This window comes from Mucilaginibacter yixingensis (assembly GCF_041080815.1).
GTDB lineage: Bacteria > Bacteroidota > Bacteroidia > Sphingobacteriales > Sphingobacteriaceae > Mucilaginibacter > Mucilaginibacter yixingensis.
Window position 1 is genome coordinate 3470988 of sequence record NZ_CP160205.1, and the last position, 15806, is coordinate 3486793.

Below are 15806 nucleotides of genomic sequence, written 5' to 3' on the forward strand. Positions count from 1 at the left end.
TCATGTTATTTCTTTAATCTGAGTGCAGATGCGCTACTTTTACGGCTCAATTATACCTGATGGAAAATAAAACCATATCCCGTACGCTTCGCCTGTTTTCACAACTGATGGAACTGCATGAGGTTAATCAGTTCAAAATACGATCTGTTGCCAATGCGGCTTTCAAGGTTGATAAACTGCCTTTTAAACTTGCCGGTAAAACCACGGCCGAAATGGAAAAGATTGACGGCGTGGGCAAAAGCCTGGCCGGAAAAATAACCGAACTGCTGGAAACCGGCGCTATTGCCGAAATGCAGGATCTGCGGCATAATACCCCAGAAGGTGTAATTGAAATGCTACATATTAAAGGCATCGGCCCGAAAAAGATTGGCATTATTTGGCATGAACTAGGCATTGAAACCATTGGTGAGCTGTATTATGCCTGTAACGAAAACCGACTTATCGAAGCCAAAGGCTTCGGACTAAAAACGCAGGAGGAAATTGCTAAGGCCATTGATTTTCGCATGGCTGGTAATGGCAAGTTTCTATACGCACAGATAGAAGATCAGGCCGGGGTAGTCATCCAGCTCATTCGCGATACTTTGCCTGGGGCGTTGGTAGAATTTGCCGGCGACTATCGTCGCGGCTGTGAAGTGATTAGCGAGTTGAGCGTTGTTATCGGCAGTCGCGATCCGGATATCGCCATGCAAGCTTTGCAGCAACTGGATGTCATCAAAAACATTAATGTCGATCATCACCACATTAACGGCGAACTGGATAGCGGATTAATGATTGACCTGATCTGTGTTTCTAAAGCAGATTATTTTAAAACACTATTCCTGCAAACGGGTAATGACCAGCATGTTGATGCTATATTAGAGCGCATTGCAGGGCCACTGGATTCGCCTACCAGCGAGCAGATTATCTATCAGAAAGCCGGCCTGGAATACCTTGCACCTGAACTTCGCGAGGGCGATGCCTGGCTGGAAAAAGCGGAACAGAATACACTCCCCCATTTAATCACCCGCTTTGATTTAAAAGGTACGCTGCACAACCACAGCACCTGGAGCGATGGCGTCAACACGCTGGAAGAAATGGCCCTGTACTGCCGTGATGAGATGAAACTGGAGTATCTGGGTATCTCAGATCACAGTAAAACTGCGGTTTATGCCAAGGGGTTGAGCATCGAGCGTGTGCTGCAACAGCATGAGGAAATTGACCATCTTAATAAGAAACTCGAGAACTTCCATATTTTCAAGGGAATTGAGTCTGACATTTTGGGCGATGGCGCGTTAGATTATCCAGATGAGATTTTGGCCAGGTTTGATTTCATCGTGGCTTCTGTACACAGCAACCTTAAAATGAGCGAGGAAAAGGCTACAGCCCGGTTAATCAAAGCCATTGAAAACCCATACACCACCATGCTGGGGCACCCTACCGGCAGATTGCTATTGAGCCGCGCCGGCTACCCTATTGACTATAAGAAGGTGATTGATGCCTGTGCCGCCAACAATGTGGTCATTGAAGTGAACTCCAATCCGTTACGTTTGGATTTGGATTGGCGCTGGCACCAGTACGCCCTAGATAAAGGCGTGTGGCTATCCATCAACCCGGATGCCCACCGAAACGAAGGTTTCCACGATATGCAATTTGGCGTGCTGGTTGCCCGCAAAGGTGGTTTGAGTAAAGAGCGCTGCCTGAATGCCCAATCGCTGGCTGATATCAAAAACTTTTTTGAACAGCAAAAAGCCAAAAGATAAGTCGATATTTACGATATGGACAAAACCATCAAAAAACACATTCAAGAGAAAATCAACAGTTTGGAGATTACCCAACAGAACGTTGATTTCTGGAAGGCAGAAGGCCTGAAGGTAGTTTTTACCAATGGCGTTTTTGACCTGATACACCCCGGTCACATTACTTACCTGGCAGATGCCGCCGCACAGGGCGATAAATTGGTAATTGGCCTCAACTCAGACAGCTCGGTAAAACGCCTGGGTAAAGGAGACGACAGACCAATTAACGACCAAAATGCCAGAGCTTTACTTTTAGCGGCGTTCTTTTTTGTTGATGCCGTGGTCATCTTTGATGAGGATACGCCACACAACCTCATCACCACCCTAATGCCAGATGTTTTGGCCAAAGGCGGTGATTATACCATTGATACTATTGTAGGCGCTAAAGAGGTAATGGCCAGCGGCGGTGAGGTAAAGGTGATTAGCTTTGTTGATGGATTTTCGTCAACCGCTATTATTAAAAAAATAAGACAGCGTTAATGAAGATATTGGTTATTCGCTTTAGCTCTATGGGCGATATTATTTACACTACTCCCGTGGTGCGATGCCTGAAACAGCAACTGCCGGATGCCGAAATACACTTTTTAACCAAGCCCGCCTTTAAATACATTTACGATAATAATCCGCATCTGGATAAACTGCTGCTGCTGCAACCCAAACTGGCAGACACGATAAAAGAGATCCAGGCTGAACATTACGACTACCTGATTGACCTGCACAGCAACCTGCGCACACGAATCATCAAGTTGCGCACGGGCATAAAATCATCAACCTACAATAAAGAGCGTATTGGCAAATGGCTCACCCTCAAATTTAGGTTTAAGCTAATCAAGCCCACACATTTGGTAGATAGATACCTGCAAACCGTAAAGTTTTTAGGGGTAAAAAACGATAATCTACCTATTGATTATTATATCAAAAATCAATACCAGCTAACTGATCTGCTACCGGCATCGCATCAAAAATTTGTGGCATTTATTATTGGCGCCACCCATTTTACCAAGCGAATGCCTAATGAAAAAGTAATTAGCATCTGCCGTAAAATAAATAAACCAATTGTATTACTTGGCGGCAATGATGTAAAGGCCAATGCTGATGAAATAGCGGCAGCCCTTGGCCAACAGGCTTTTAATACCTGCGGTGTAACCACGCTCGATCAATCGGTATTCCTGGTTTCGCAAGCACAAAGTATCATTGGTTTTGACACCGGCCTCACCCACATTGCCGAAGCTTTTGACAAACCTATCGCATCAATCTGGGGCAGTACTGTACCAGAACTACTTGGCGTACAGCCTTATAAAGTAAAGCAATCTTTAACCGCTGGCGTAAATTTGCCTTGTCGCCCTTGCTCAAAATTTGGCCGGGAAAGCTGTCCGCAAGGCCATTTTAAATGCATGAATGACATTGATGAGCAAAAGGTTGTAAATTTTACCATAAACAGTTCTGTATAAGCATTTAAAATTTGCATTTTTATATGCAGATAAAAAGAATGAAAAAGTTAGCTTTTTGCATGGCCGCTCTGCTTATTTGCAGCATTGCCCATGCGCAGCGTAAGTTTGAATACGGTTTTAGGATAGGCGGAGGCATATCTACCCAGTCTACCACCAGCCCAACTTTACTTTCAACACAGGTTATTCGCACCTTTAATGCAAGCCTGGTTGCCGAGTATGCTATTCCGCGTAATTACTTTTTACAGGCCAGCGTGGGCATCAACAACAAAGGGGTTACCAATTTTGAAGACGCATTAACCACCACCAATCATATCACTTACCTGGAACTGACAGTGGATGCGCTGCACAAGTTTAAAGTTCCGTCTTTAGGCAAATTTCTGGTGGGCGCGGGGTTCTATACCGCCATGGCTAACGGTGGCACATTTGATTATGAAACGCCTAACAGTACCAACTCAGATAAGATCGCCTTTGGTAACGATAACGACTTTAGAAAAAATGATGCCGGCCTTAACCTCATTACCGGTCTGGAATTGAATAACCATCTCACATTTAATATTGGCTACGATTTTGGCTTAACAAACATTGCATCGCAACCCTTGAAAGACAGTGGGGTGAAGAGTGTTTACAACAGATCAATCATGGTTGGCCTGGGGCTAATGTTTTAAATCGGCCCTTCATTACTTATGAAAAAACTATTGCTCATCAGGCATGCAAAAGCTGCCCATCAGGACGGGAAAGACTTCAAGCGACCACTGACAGACCGCGGCGTGCGCGATTCACTCACCATGGCCGATCAGCTGCAAACCATGCATCTCATACCAGAGCATGTATTAGCCAGCCCTGCCTATCGCACCAAAGCTACTGCCGAACTGATATTTGAAAAATTGGGTATCAAGAGCAAAGCTTATAACGATTTTATTTACGAGGCCAATACCCATACCCTGCTCAACATTATTGCCGGATTGCCCGATGAATACAACTTTGTAGCCATTGTGGGGCATAACCCCGGCATGAGTCAGGTACTTTATGAGCTAACCGGCGAAATGATAGATATGCCTACCGCAACTGCCGCCCTGCTGGCCTTTGATTTTGACGAATGGGATATGGTGAGCAGCGATACCGCCAAGCTGGCCTGGTACGGCACCCCGAAGGGAAATGAGGCTTTTGAGTAAATCAGCCTTCAGTAAATCACACCGTCAAACTATACATCTTGCCCGGTAACGAGCGGATCACACCCTGCATTTCCATATTCAGTAAATCCATAGCTAAGGTGCTCATGGGCATCCGGGTGCGAATAGCCAGCTCATCAATAGCCAGCGGCGATTGATTGGCACGAATGGCATCAAACACTATACGCTCGGTATCAGTCAAGTCTGTAAATAAACTTAGCTGCTCTACCGGTTTTGCGGCGGCATTTTCTTCCCAACCCATACTGAAAGCAAAATCCTCAATACAACTTAGCAAACTGGCTTTATTATGCCTGATGAGGAAGTTGCATCCTTCAGAATAAGTATCGCCTATACGACCAGGAAATGCAAACACATCACGGTTATAGGAGTTGGCAATCTCGGCGGTAATCAATGCGCCGCCTTTTATGCCTGCTTCTACCACAATAGTCGCATCGGCCATACCGGCCACAATGCGGTTACGAGCCGGAAAATGCTCACGATTGGGAACGGTTCCTGATAAATATTCGGTTAAAATACCGCCGTTTTGTTGCATTTTCTCTGCCGTAGCCCGGTTAGGTGCCGGGTAAAACTTATCCAATCCGTGGCCCAGTACGCCTACTGTGGGGATATTCTGACGCAGGCATTCTTTGTGAGCTATTACATCAATGCCCAGGGCCAGTCCACTTACTACCAGCACGTTGTAGCGTTGCAGATCGGCCATCAATTGCTCGCAGATCTGTTTGCCATAATCGGTACTGTTGCGGGTGCCGACTATGCTTACTACACGTTGCATGTTCAGGTCAGCATTGCCTTTACTATAGAGTAAAATCGGGCTATCATCGCAATTTTTCAGTCGTTTGGGGTAGCGGGCGTCGGTATAAAACAACACGTCAACCCCATGCTTCTCAATAAAGGGCAGCTCTTTTTCGGCGCGAGCCAACGCCTTGGTAAACGCCTCGGCACTTAATCGTTTCTCTGAAACACCGGGTACTTTACCCAGTTTGGCAATAGGTGTTTTGAAGATTGTTTCGGCATCACCCACATAAGAGAGCAGCGTTTTGGCATAAACCGGACCAACATTGTGGACCTGCGATAAGGCGATCTGATAAAGTAGAGACATTTTGCTAAAAATACAAAAAGCTAATATTTTGAGCAAAATAATTGTGCAACTTCTAATCAATTTATCATTCTGCTTCTTATATTAGTTTATCTAATTTGTAATCTATTTTTATGCATAAATCTAACCTTACTACTTTTAAAGCGGTATGTTTTGTATTGCCGGCATTGGCTTTGTATTCATTTTCAAATAAGCACAAGCAGATTCAACCAACAACCGTGAAGCTCACCGACACAACACTAACAGAGCGCTTTAAGCCTCTTTATTCCTTTATGATGAGGACGGTGCGTTACCCTCTGACCGCCAGGGAAAACAATGTCATGGGTCGGGTTGTGGCAATTGTTACGGTTGACGATTCCAGCCATATTAGTGAAGCTAAAATACTAAGAGGAATTGGCAGCGGCTGTGACGAAGAAGTAGTAAAAGAGATCAGATTATTTAAAAACGATTTGCCCACTGTTAAGCCGGGCGTATATAAATTGCCAGTGCTATTTCTCTTCGATGGGGAAAAGACGCCACCCCTACCCGCCGAATTTAAGAACGATAAAAACTATCTTGACGAGATGGTATTTATTGCCCATGGCACAAAATAGCTAAAGCATAAAAATATAATGCTACTCTGTCGACGCTGACACTATAAATGTCAGTGCATAAAAAAAACCTGCCGGTATTCGATAGGGATTTTTTATCTAAAAAAAATGGCTAATTACCCCCAATGTATATACTATTTGGCCATTGGGACGAACGGCGATGATTGTGAGGTGGGGTGACGAAGCAATCTCGTCGCAGGACTAATTGCATGCGACGAGATTGCTTCGCGCTCAGTCCTCCCCAAGGCCCTGCTCGCAATGACAGGACTTTTTAATTATATAAACCCAAACCGCAATTTGAGTTAATTACTATCAACCTTTTACGTAGATGACCTGCTTGGTTTCAAAAAACTCTTCAGCAAAATAATCTTTCAGATGATATTGGTTTACCTTCAGCTTTGATTCTGCAATTTCTTGCGATAAGTCGCCGCCTTTGAGGTATAATATACCGTTAGCCAGTGTGTTACGGCCTTCTTTATTGAACTTGCCTTTTACCCATGGGTAAAAATCTTTTAGCTGCGTTACCGCACGCGATACCACAAAATCAAATTTACCGGGTACGTCTTCGGCGCGGGTATGGGCTGCGGTCAGGTTTTTCAGGCCGATGGCCGAGGCTACTTCCTGCACCACTTTTATCTTCTTTCCGATAGAATCAACCAAGTGAAACTGCGTTTCGGGGAACATTACAGCCAGTGGAATGCCGGGGAAACCACCGCCGGTACCCACATCCATCACACGCTCGCCGGGTAGAAACTGCATCACTTTGGCAATACCCAACGAGTGCAACACGTGGCGCTCTATCAGCTGGTCAATATCTTTACGGGAAATAACGTTAATCTGCTCGTTCCAATGAGCGTACAGAGCAGGCAGCTCATCAAATTGTTGCTTTTGCTGCTCGGTGATATCAGGAAAATATTTGAGAATCAGGTTAGAATTCATCCTTTTTCATGTGGCTAACAATGCTGCTAAGCAAGTAGCGGGCTTTAAATAACTGGCCTTTAACCGTGCCAATGGGCAGATCAAGCTGCTGGGCAATCTCATCATAAGACAGCTCATCAAAATAGCGCAGCGTAATCAGTTTATAATACCGCGGGGGCAGGCCTTCAATCAATGTTTTCAACTCTTGCGATTGCTGGTTTTTAATCCAGCTCTCTTCAGGGTTCAGTATATCAGCTTTAATCTGCAGCGGGCGCTCATCACCTTCATCGTCCATCAACCCGTTGAGCGATAGCGTGTGCAGCTTCTTTTTGCGAATAAAATCAATGCAATTATTGGTAGCCACTCTGAACAACCAGGTGCTAAAGGCGTGGCTGGGCTGGTACTTGTCCAACTTTTCAAAAGCCTTGCCAAAGGTTTCTACGGTTAGGTCCATAGCGTCCTCTTTATTGTTCACCATTTTAAGGGCCATAAAATAAATGGCGTCTTTGTAACGGTGCATCAAATCGGCGTAAGCCTTTTGGTCTCCATCCAATGCTTTTTGCACCAGTTGGAAATCGTTTTTTGCGTTCTCGGTGAAATTTGAGTTTACTTCCATTGGGTGGTTTTTATAAAGTGCCCAATCAAACCAAAAATATTCAGATAAAAATAATAGAACAGGTCTAAAAACGGCAAGAAAAACAACAGATCTTTCCCCCTCAACTTCCTGAATATTCTGATGTAAACCGCCAGTTGTATTCCTAATCGAAGTAGATACAAACTTAATGCCAGTAAAGGTTCGACCTTAAAACTGAACGAAATGATAAGCATGATGTAGAAAAGAAACCCACTCATTGCATCGGCAGTGAGTAAACGCCTGTGCCCGTTGCGGTACAATTTCCCCACTCCCATGTGTCTCTTTTTCTGACGGTACCAGGATTGATAAGTAGTTTTGGCCTGACTATAGGTAAACGCACGTTTGTCAATCTCAATCTGCACATTGGTTGATGTAGCGTTCTGATTTACAAACAGATCATCATCGCCAGAAAGAATATGCATGTGCGACGCAAAACCTTTCGATTTAAAGAAAAGCGTTTTAGTATAAGCCAGGTTACGCCCAATACCCATATAAGCATCATGATGCAATGCGGCAGCCAGATAACTCATGCCGGTCTTCACCGTTTCAAAGCGGATAAACAGATTCATCAAACCACGCTTGCGTACGTATGGCGAGTAGCCCAGCACAATCTCAGTACCCGGCTGCTCAAAATTGCGGGTCATCAGTCGAATCCATTGGTCGGTAGCCGGCTTACAATCTGCATCGGTAAACAGCATGTGCTCGTGTTTGGCCGCTTTAATACCCATGGTAAGGGCAAATTTCTTCCCGGTTTTAAAGCGATCGTGCTCGGTTACAGTCACCACTTTTAAACGCGGATATTTTTGCTCCATATCCATCAGCAGCATATCGCTACCATCGTATGAGCAATCATTTATCACCACTACCTCAAAATCGGGGTAATCTTGTTCTAGAATTGACGGGAGATATTCGCTCAGGTTGCGCGCCTCATTACGGGCCGCAATAATAACCGAAACGGGGATGGTTGGCGTTTCATTATCATCGGTCTTGATCTTGTAGGCCGATAACCGGTTATACCTGCCTACCAGGAAAAAAACCTGAATAATAAAGAACAGATTTACTAAAACAACAATACCGGCGTGCAGATAGGGTTCCAAAGTCAGGGTCGAAAAAATAAGTCGTAAATCTCTTAAAAATCAATGAGAATACGCCATACGTAATGTAAATAATCTAATGACGATAAAGCGCTTATAATTTTTTAATTTTGCGGTCTTTATAATGAATTTTAAGCTACAAGCACAAGACCCGCTCAGTAAGGCGCGCGCCGGCGAGATCACTACAGATCACGGCACCATACAAACCCCCATTTTTATGCCGGTAGGCACCGCGGGGACAGTAAAAGCCGTTCATCAGCATGAGTTGCTGAACGATGTTAACGCGCAGATTATTCTGGGCAACACTTATCATTTATACCTGCGCCCCGGCCTGAATACGCTGGAGCAAGCCGGTGGCCTGCACAAATTTAACGGATGGGATAAGCCCATACTTACAGACAGTGGCGGCTACCAGGTGTATTCGCTAACAGAAGTACGGAAGATTAAGGAAGAAGGCGTAACCTTCCGCTCGCATATTGACGGCTCTAAACACCTATTTACGCCAGAGAATGTGATGGACACCCAGCGCACCATAGGCGCCGATATTATTATGGCGTTTGATGAGTGTACCCCTTACCCGTGCGACTATAATTACGCTCGCCGATCGCTGGATATGACTCACCGCTGGCTGAAACGCTGCTGCGACCGATTTGACAGCACGGAGCCTAAATATGGCTACAGCCAAACGTTGTTCCCTATTGTTCAGGGCTCGGTTTATAAAGATCTGCGCATCAAATCGGCAGAAACCATTGCGTCTTTTGAGCGCGAGGGCAATGCCATTGGCGGCCTTTCTGTGGGCGAGCCTGCCGAGGAAATGTATGCCATGACAGAAGTTGTGTGCAACATACTACCGGAGCAGAAACCGCGTTACCTGATGGGAGTAGGTACTCCGGTTAATATATTGGAGAACATTGCTTTGGGTATTGATATGTTTGATTGTGTGATGCCTACGCGCAACGCACGCAACGGCATGTTGTTTACAAAAGATGGCATCATCAACATACGGAACGAGAAGTGGAAGAACGATTTTTCGGCTATTGAAGCCAATAGCGATCTGCATGTAGACCGTCATCACACTAAGGCTTATCTGCGCCACCTGATAACCAGCGGCGAGATTTTGGGCGCACAGATTGCCAGCCTGCACAACCTGCATTTTTACTTGTGGCTGGTAAATACTGCCCGCGAAAAGATCATAGCAGGCGAATTTTATGAATGGAAAAAAACAATGGTTAACCGCTTAGGGCAACGTTTATAATGAGCAAATTCATCAACCGCTACCTAAAAGTTATAGACAGGTATATTATGCGAAAATACCTGGGCACCTTTGTGTTTACGCTGGTCATCTTTTCGGTAATTACCGTGGTTTTTGACATCTCAGAACGCCTGGATAACTTCCTGAAAGGCGGGGCATCACTGCGCGATATTATATGTGAGTACTACGCAGGCTTTGTGCCATTCTACCTCAATATGCTCTCGCCACTGATCAATTTCCTGGCGGTGATCTTCTTTACGGCCAAGATGGCCAACCAAACAGAGATTGTGCCGATACTGAGCGGCAAGGCCAGTTTTAACCGCTTCCTGCGCCCTTATTTCCTCTCGGCTACGCTCATCTTTATCGTATCGTTATTTGTTAACGTATACCTCATCCCCTACACCAACAGGTTGATGAACAACTTTGCCAACGTTTATTTTAACGACGTTGACCCTACCCGCAGTGAGACCCATATTCAGCTAAACAAAGAGACCTTCGTGTATTTACAATCGTACGATGAGACGATCCACATGGGTTATAATTTCATCCTCGAAAAATTTAAAGGGGATGAAATGCGTGAAAAATTAACAGCGCCCACTATCCGGTTTGACTCGGTAAAGCACAGCTGGTCTATCCCGCAATACCAGGTAAGGTATGTAAATGGGCTCAGAGAAAGCATGAAAACAGGTTACAATAAAGACACCGTTCTTGACATGAAGCCTACAGATTTTGTGCTGCGCGATAACGTTTATCAGGCCATTTCTACCCGCGCCCTGGCCGCTGGCATTACCAAAGAAAAAGAACGCGGCACAGGCCTTCTAATACCCATGCAGTTTGAAATGTATAAGCGTTTTGTATACCCAATGTCAACGTTTGTACTGACGCTTATTGGTGTCTCCATTTCATCGCGCAAGGTGCGCGGCGGCATTGGCTTGCCTTTAGGAATTGGGATTTTTCTGTGTTTTACCTACATTGTGGTAGACCGCTTTGCCTTTGTATTTTCTATTAAAGGCGGCATGCCGCCTGGGTTCACGGTGTTTATTCCTAACGTTTTATTTGGTATATTGGGCTTATTCATGCTCAGAAAAGCACCCAAATAAATGGACCAGCAACCGGCGGAAAAAGGCATCAACAAGAACTTACTCATCCTCCACTTTACTGTTTTTATCTGGGGATTTACCAGCATCCTGGGGGCGCTTATCAGCATCTCTGCGGTGCAACTGGTATGGTATCGCGTGCTCATTGCGTCGGCAAGTTTGTTCCTTTATTTCCGTTTCGGCGGGCGGCAAATCAGGGTTTCTAAGGCCGCGTTTATCAAATTATTTTTCACCGGGGCATTGGTAGGCGGACACTGGATTTTGTTCTTCCAGGCCATCAAATCATCTACCGTTCCGGTAACGCTGGTATGCCTCTCCTCCATGACTTTGTTTACCGCCTTCCTGGAACCACTGTTCAAAAAGAAGAAGATCTCTAAGCTCGAAATATTGGCCGGCGCGCTCATCATCACTGGCATCCTCATTATCTTCAAATTTGAAACCCGGTACACTATGGGTATCATTTTTGGGCTACTGAGCGCCTGCGCAGCCAGCATTTTTTCTATCATCAACTCTAAACAAGTGCAGCAAATTGAAGCTCCTGTTATCTCTCTTTACGAGCTTTTGGGCGCCCTTTTCTGGATCACTATTTACTTGCTCTTCACCCACGGATTCAACGCCGCAATGCTGATCGGCTGGCATGACGCGGGCTATCTGGTACTGCTCGGCACGGTTTGCACATCGCTCGCTTACGTGTCCGGCGTGTCTGTCATGCGCGAAATTTCGGCCTTTAAGGTAGCGCTGATCACCAACCTGGAGCCGGTCTACGGCATCATCCTATCGTTCCTTTTCTTTGGCGAAACTAACCGCTTAACGCTCGGTTTTTGGGTGGGCGCCATCATCATTTTATCTACCATTTTTCTGTTCCCAGTAGCCCAAACACAGCTGGAAAAACGCCGTTCTAAGTAGCCTTTTTCTCAGGGTAGGGGAGAGTTTTGGCTCATCCAGCTTGCTTTCCGGAGCGATACTTCCGTATACATTTCCACCAATCTCATCCATTTTCAGTAGAAATTAAGGGCTATAATCCGTCATTACTTAGTGTTCATTTATTCTGATTATATCTCATTATTTAAAACCACACCAAAACCATCAATTTTGGATCATATAACAGCCAAAAACACATATCATATCAATTTATATTATTAAAATAATTAATTATAAATCAGATAAATAATAAACTTATATAAAATTTAATTTCAGATAAAAACATCACGTCGAAAACAAAAATACTAATAATTTTAGCACAGTGTCAAATATGATACATTTATTAAATTTTAACAACTAATAATCAAATATTTAAACCATATAAATTGAATAAAAAATTCACAATCAGTCTATCTGCACAAACAGAGAACTGCTTAGTGTAATAAATCATGAATACTTCCACCGCGACTTCTCAAGTGAAGTTTTTCTTCACCTGATTTTGCAAACAGAAAATCAAGGCTAAAAAAGAGACAAAAACCCGATGCCGTTCCTGACTGGGTTTTGTGAGCTTAGCAGACCGATGAGCGACCGCACCAGAGGCAGTCAGCAGGTGCCCCTCTCCCACTTTTATTAGTCGATAAAAAAACAGATATTAGGTAATACAGTTATCAACTAAACACTATCAGCTGATGAGATTAAAAACCATTTTTATTGTTGTGGTAGCCGTACTGCTCACCGTGGTGATTATGCAGAACTCCGGGCCGGTTTACTGGAAGATTCTTTTCTTTACCACCTACACCTCCAAGCTCACCGTTTTACTGGTGATGGCAGTGCTGGCCTTTATTGCCGGGTACCTGGCCGGTCGCCCGAGACGCACACGTTTCAGCAACGATGCGAACCATGGTTATGACGAGCCTAACCGCGAGCGCACCAATGACTATACCGATAAACCATCCAGTACACTAAGCGATGAAGACCGCGATTACATCAGCGGCGACTGATAACAAGAAAGGCATCCTTTGCGGGATGCCTTTCTTGCTTTTTGATCAGACGTTATAAAACACCTGGTTATCTTTTTCGAGCGCCGAGAGATCGGGCCGCTCTTTGAAAACCCCGAAGACAGATGCCCCGCTCCCACTCATGCAGGCATAGAGCGCGCCGGCCTCATACAATGCTGATTTCACCCCGCGGATGACCGGGTGATTTTTGAAGATGGACGTTTCAAAATCGTTCCGGATATATTGCTTCCAGTCGCCCACCGGCAGCGACACCAGTTCTTTCAGTGACCGCTCTGATGGCTGCGGCTTTACTCCCCGGTAAGCCTCGGCAGTGGAGACGTGCGCAGGCGGCATCACCAGCACCAGGTGATAGACAGAGAGGTCAAGATCTACCGGCTCAAACTGATCGCCTTTTTCAAATGCATACACCGGTTTACCCTCAATAAAAAAAGCACAATCTGCGCCCAGTACACGCACATAGTCGCGCATCTGTTCATTGCTTAGATTTAAAGAGAATTCTTTATTCATCAACTTGAAAAAAAACGCCGCGTCTGACGATCCTCCGCCCAAACCAGCACCAATAGGGATGTGCTTATGCAGATGAATTTTCACCGGCGGCAGATCAAAATCGGCCTTTAACAAGTGATAGCCTTTGATGCAAAGATTGTCTTCTACCTGGCCGGGGATACCCAATCCGCTGGCCTCAAAACTCAGTTCGTTGGCAGGTACAATTTCCAGGGCATCGGTAATGTTGATGGGATAAAAAATGGTTTCCAGATTATGGTAGCCGTCGGCCCGGCGCTCGGTTATATTAAGACCAATGTTGATCTTTGCGTTTGGGAAAGCGATCATAAATTTGATTAACAATTGATGTATTTTTGCACATCCGATAGGATGGCAAATGTAGATTATTTTTATTTGTAGGTTGCAAGCCATCGCTTGCAGTTCATAGATGATAGTTCATGGATCATAGTGTATTGAGACACTAAAAATGATTTACCGATTTTCTATGAACTACAATCCATGAACAATGAACTAAAGACCATGAAACAATACCACGACCTGATGCGCCACGTTTTGGAGAACGGCGCCCAGAAACACGATAGAACAGGCACCGGCACCATCAGCGTGTTTGGCTACCAGATGCGCTTTAATTTGAAAGACGGCTTCCCCCTGGTGACCACCAAGAAGCTGCACCTGCGCTCTATCATCCATGAGCTGATCTGGTTTCTGAGCGGCGATACCAATATCAGTTACCTGAAAGAAAACGGCGTGCGCATTTGGGATGAGTGGGCAGACGCCGATGGCAACCTCGGTCCGGTTTATGGTTACCAGTGGCGTTCGTGGCCTAAACCTGATGGTGGACATATCGATCAGATCAGCCAGGTGATAAAACAGCTTAAAACCAATCCGGATTCTCGTCGCATTATGGTATCGGCCTGGAACGTGGCCGATGTTGACCAGATGGCCCTCCCACCCTGCCACAGCTTGTTTCAATTTTACGTGGAGCCGGCGGATGCGTCAGTAGGCGAAACAAAAGGCAAACTGTCTTGCCAGCTCTACCAACGCAGCGCTGATATTTTCCTGGGCGTACCTTTCAACATTGCCTCCTATGCCTTGCTCACCATGATGCTGGCACAGGTATGCGATCTGGACCTGGGCGATTTTGTGCACACCTTTGGCGATGCGCACATCTACAACAATCACCTGGAGCAGGTAAACCTGCAACTCACCCGCGAGCCACGCCCGCTGCCCACCATGAAGATCAACCCAGAGGTGAAAGACATCTTCAGTTTCAAGTACGAAGATTTTACGCTGGAGAATTATGATCCATGGCCGCACATTAAGGGCGAAGTGGCGGTTTAGTTGTTGGAGATAGCTACGGGGCCAAAACAGAAAATAAAAAAAGAGAGGTGTCATGTTGAGCACCGTCGAAACACGAGCGTGGGGCTTGCCATCGTGGTAAGTCATTGCAATTAGACCTTCGCGCCCTTCGACAAAGCTCAGGATGACACCCTCACTCGTTTCCATGCACTAACGACGCCTACTTCAAACCTGATTGCCGCGGATACCGGCCCGCCTCTAAACGCTGTAGGCGTATGTGTGGAAAGCGGGAACTAACGCAACCTTAACACCGCCGGGTATTGCTTTTCAAAAAAATATCCCTTTCTTCGCGGCAGACAGTAAACCAATTTATAACTGCTTTTTAGAAAATCTCAACATCATCATATATGATTGTCTCTGCTATTGTCGCCATCGGCCAGAATAATGCCATTGGCAAAAACAACCAGTTGCTGTGGCATTTGCCCAACGACCTGAAACATTTTAAAGATATTACCAGCGGACACACCATCATTATGGGTCGCAAAACGTTCGACTCGCTGGGCAAGCCGTTGCCTAAGCGCCGCAACATTATCATCACCCGGCAAGATACCAGCATACCAGGAGCCGAGGTGGTACATACCGTGGAAGAAGCTTTGGCACTATGTGAGGGCGAAGAAGAGGTATTTATTGGCGGTGGCGCCGAGATCTACAAAATGGCTATGCCAAAGACCGACCGCATTTATCTCACCATCGTTCATCAAAGCTTTGACGCGGATGCTTACTTCCCGGAAATTGACCAAAATGAATGGAAAGAAACCGAGCGCGAAAACCACGCTGCGGATGAGAAAAACGCCATCCCGTACTCATTCATTACGCTTGATCGGGCCTAACATTTTGTGTCATCAAATTGTTTTAATTTAAAATTTCCGCATTAGGAAATTTTGTTAGATTTGCCGTCTTATTAAA

Annotated in this window: 17 protein-coding genes; 12 read left to right on the forward strand and 5 right to left on the reverse strand. The window is 45.4% G+C overall.

The window, feature by feature from the left end; all coding sequences use genetic code 11:
• Positions 1–59: 59 nt before the first annotated feature.
• The 5 genes from ABZR88_RS13930 to ABZR88_RS13950 are packed head-to-tail and all read left to right on the forward strand — an operon-like array spanning position 60 to position 4398.
• Entirely contained in the window at positions 60–1739 is a 1680-nt protein-coding gene (locus ABZR88_RS13930) for a DNA polymerase/3'-5' exonuclease PolX (protein ID WP_107826751.1), read from the forward strand.
• A 15-nt stretch (positions 1740–1754) separates the two neighbouring features.
• The gene (gene rfaE2, locus ABZR88_RS13935) at positions 1755–2255 is read left to right on the forward strand and encodes a D-glycero-beta-D-manno-heptose 1-phosphate adenylyltransferase (RefSeq protein ID WP_107826750.1); all 501 of its coding nucleotides are present in this window, start codon (positions 1755–1757) and stop codon (positions 2253–2255) included.
• Positions 2255–3226, forward strand: a complete 972-nt coding sequence (locus ABZR88_RS13940; protein ID WP_107826749.1) for a glycosyltransferase family 9 protein — start codon at positions 2255–2257, stop codon at positions 3224–3226. Before rfaE2 ends, ABZR88_RS13940 begins: the two co-directional genes overlap by 1 nt.
• A gap of 38 nt (positions 3227–3264) precedes the next feature.
• Positions 3265–3891 carry a porin family protein gene (locus ABZR88_RS13945; protein ID WP_170113522.1) on the forward strand — a complete coding sequence of 209 codons (627 nt, stop codon included), beginning with the start codon at positions 3265–3267 and terminating at the stop codon, positions 3889–3891.
• 18 nt (positions 3892–3909) lie between these two features.
• Positions 3910–4398, forward strand: a complete 489-nt coding sequence (locus ABZR88_RS13950) for a histidine phosphatase family protein (protein ID WP_107826747.1) — start codon at positions 3910–3912, stop codon at positions 4396–4398.
• 16 nt (positions 4399–4414) lie between these two features.
• On the opposite strand, the gene dprA is transcribed toward ABZR88_RS13950, so the two are convergent.
• A complete protein-coding gene (gene dprA, locus ABZR88_RS13955) occupies positions 4415–5515 on the reverse strand; it encodes a DNA-processing protein DprA (RefSeq protein ID WP_107826746.1) in 1101 nt (366 codons plus the stop codon).
• A 110-nt stretch (positions 5516–5625) separates the two neighbouring features.
• On the opposite strand from dprA, the gene ABZR88_RS13960 reads away from it, so the two are divergent.
• Positions 5626–6105 carry an energy transducer TonB gene (locus ABZR88_RS13960; RefSeq protein WP_107826745.1) on the forward strand — a complete coding sequence of 160 codons (480 nt, stop codon included), beginning with the start codon at positions 5626–5628 and terminating at the stop codon, positions 6103–6105.
• A gap of 309 nt (positions 6106–6414) precedes the next feature.
• On the opposite strand, the gene rsmG is transcribed toward ABZR88_RS13960, so the two are convergent.
• From rsmG to ABZR88_RS13975, 3 genes are read right to left on the reverse strand one after another with little or no spacing between them, the layout of a single operon-like run.
• The gene (gene rsmG / locus ABZR88_RS13965; RefSeq protein WP_107826744.1) at positions 6415–7041 is read right to left on the reverse strand and encodes a 16S rRNA (guanine(527)-N(7))-methyltransferase RsmG; all 627 of its coding nucleotides are present in this window, start codon (positions 7039–7041) and stop codon (positions 6415–6417) included.
• Positions 7031–7636, reverse strand: a complete 606-nt coding sequence (locus ABZR88_RS13970) for an RNA polymerase sigma factor (protein WP_107826743.1) — start codon at positions 7634–7636, stop codon at positions 7031–7033. The genes rsmG and ABZR88_RS13970 overlap by 11 nt, the downstream gene beginning before the upstream one ends.
• Positions 7627–8751: a glycosyltransferase gene (locus ABZR88_RS13975; protein ID WP_107826742.1), complete on the reverse strand. Its 1125-nt coding sequence runs from the start codon at positions 8749–8751 to the stop codon at positions 7627–7629. Before ABZR88_RS13975 ends, ABZR88_RS13970 begins: the two co-directional genes overlap by 10 nt.
• Positions 8752–8872: 121 nt before the next feature.
• Between ABZR88_RS13975 and tgt the strand changes: the two genes are divergently transcribed.
• From tgt to ABZR88_RS13995, 4 genes are all read left to right on the forward strand, one after another.
• Positions 8873–10003 carry a tRNA guanosine(34) transglycosylase Tgt gene (gene tgt / locus ABZR88_RS13980; RefSeq protein ID WP_107826741.1) on the forward strand — a complete coding sequence of 377 codons (1131 nt, stop codon included), beginning with the start codon at positions 8873–8875 and terminating at the stop codon, positions 10001–10003.
• The gene (locus ABZR88_RS13985; protein ID WP_107826740.1) at positions 10003–11100 is read left to right on the forward strand and encodes an LptF/LptG family permease; all 1098 of its coding nucleotides are present in this window, start codon (positions 10003–10005) and stop codon (positions 11098–11100) included. The genes tgt and ABZR88_RS13985 overlap by 1 nt, the downstream gene beginning before the upstream one ends.
• On the forward strand, positions 11101–12003 hold the full coding sequence (locus ABZR88_RS13990; RefSeq protein WP_107826739.1) for a DMT family transporter: 903 nt from the start codon (positions 11101–11103) through the stop codon (positions 12001–12003).
• Positions 12004–12707: 704 nt separating this feature from the next.
• The gene (locus ABZR88_RS13995) at positions 12708–13019 is read left to right on the forward strand and encodes a hypothetical protein (RefSeq protein ID WP_107826738.1); all 312 of its coding nucleotides are present in this window, start codon (positions 12708–12710) and stop codon (positions 13017–13019) included.
• A gap of 45 nt (positions 13020–13064) precedes the next feature.
• Here ABZR88_RS13995 and ispE read toward each other — a convergent pair whose 3' ends face one another.
• A complete protein-coding gene (gene ispE / locus ABZR88_RS14000; protein WP_107827110.1) occupies positions 13065–13868 on the reverse strand; it encodes a 4-(cytidine 5'-diphospho)-2-C-methyl-D-erythritol kinase in 804 nt (267 codons plus the stop codon).
• 192 nt (positions 13869–14060) lie between these two features.
• On the opposite strand from ispE, the gene ABZR88_RS14005 reads away from it, so the two are divergent.
• Both ABZR88_RS14005 and ABZR88_RS14010 read left to right on the forward strand, forming a co-directional pair.
• On the forward strand, positions 14061–14882 hold the full coding sequence (locus tag ABZR88_RS14005) for a thymidylate synthase (RefSeq protein ID WP_107827109.1): 822 nt from the start codon (positions 14061–14063) through the stop codon (positions 14880–14882).
• Positions 14883–15247: 365 nt separating this feature from the next.
• A complete protein-coding gene (locus ABZR88_RS14010; RefSeq protein WP_107826737.1) occupies positions 15248–15730 on the forward strand; it encodes a dihydrofolate reductase in 483 nt (160 codons plus the stop codon).
• Positions 15731–15806: the final 76 nt, after the last annotated feature.

What these genes read in the sequence shown, in the direction of transcription:
- ABZR88_RS13930 (WP_107826751.1), top strand. Translation starts at nt 60, where the DNA reads ATGGAAAATAAAACCATATCCCGTACGCTTCGCCTGTTTTCACAACTG.
- rfaE2 (WP_107826750.1), top strand. Translation starts at nt 1,755, where the DNA reads ATGGACAAAACCATCAAAAAACACATTCAAGAGAAAATCAACAGTTTG.
- ABZR88_RS13940 (WP_107826749.1), top strand. Translation starts at nt 2,255, where the DNA reads ATGAAGATATTGGTTATTCGCTTTAGCTCTATGGGCGATATTATTTAC.
- ABZR88_RS13945 (WP_170113522.1), top strand. Translation starts at nt 3,265, where the DNA reads ATGAAAAAGTTAGCTTTTTGCATGGCCGCTCTGCTTATTTGCAGCATT.
- ABZR88_RS13950 (WP_107826747.1), top strand. Translation starts at nt 3,910, where the DNA reads ATGAAAAAACTATTGCTCATCAGGCATGCAAAAGCTGCCCATCAGGAC.
- dprA (WP_107826746.1), bottom strand. Translation starts at nt 5,515, where the DNA reads ATGTCTCTACTTTATCAGATCGCCTTATCGCAGGTCCACAATGTTGGT.
- ABZR88_RS13960 (WP_107826745.1), top strand. Translation starts at nt 5,626, where the DNA reads ATGCATAAATCTAACCTTACTACTTTTAAAGCGGTATGTTTTGTATTG.
- rsmG (WP_107826744.1), bottom strand. Translation starts at nt 7,041, where the DNA reads ATGAATTCTAACCTGATTCTCAAATATTTTCCTGATATCACCGAGCAG.
- ABZR88_RS13970 (WP_107826743.1), bottom strand. Translation starts at nt 7,636, where the DNA reads ATGGAAGTAAACTCAAATTTCACCGAGAACGCAAAAAACGATTTCCAA.
- tgt (WP_107826741.1), top strand. Translation starts at nt 8,873, where the DNA reads ATGAATTTTAAGCTACAAGCACAAGACCCGCTCAGTAAGGCGCGCGCC.
- ABZR88_RS13985 (WP_107826740.1), top strand. Translation starts at nt 10,003, where the DNA reads ATGAGCAAATTCATCAACCGCTACCTAAAAGTTATAGACAGGTATATT.
- ABZR88_RS13990 (WP_107826739.1), top strand. Translation starts at nt 11,101, where the DNA reads ATGGACCAGCAACCGGCGGAAAAAGGCATCAACAAGAACTTACTCATC.
- ABZR88_RS13995 (WP_107826738.1), top strand. Translation starts at nt 12,708, where the DNA reads ATGAGATTAAAAACCATTTTTATTGTTGTGGTAGCCGTACTGCTCACC.
- ispE (WP_107827110.1), bottom strand. Translation starts at nt 13,868, where the DNA reads ATGATCGCTTTCCCAAACGCAAAGATCAACATTGGTCTTAATATAACC.
- ABZR88_RS14005 (WP_107827109.1), top strand. Translation starts at nt 14,061, where the DNA reads ATGAAACAATACCACGACCTGATGCGCCACGTTTTGGAGAACGGCGCC.
- ABZR88_RS14010 (WP_107826737.1), top strand. Translation starts at nt 15,248, where the DNA reads ATGATTGTCTCTGCTATTGTCGCCATCGGCCAGAATAATGCCATTGGC.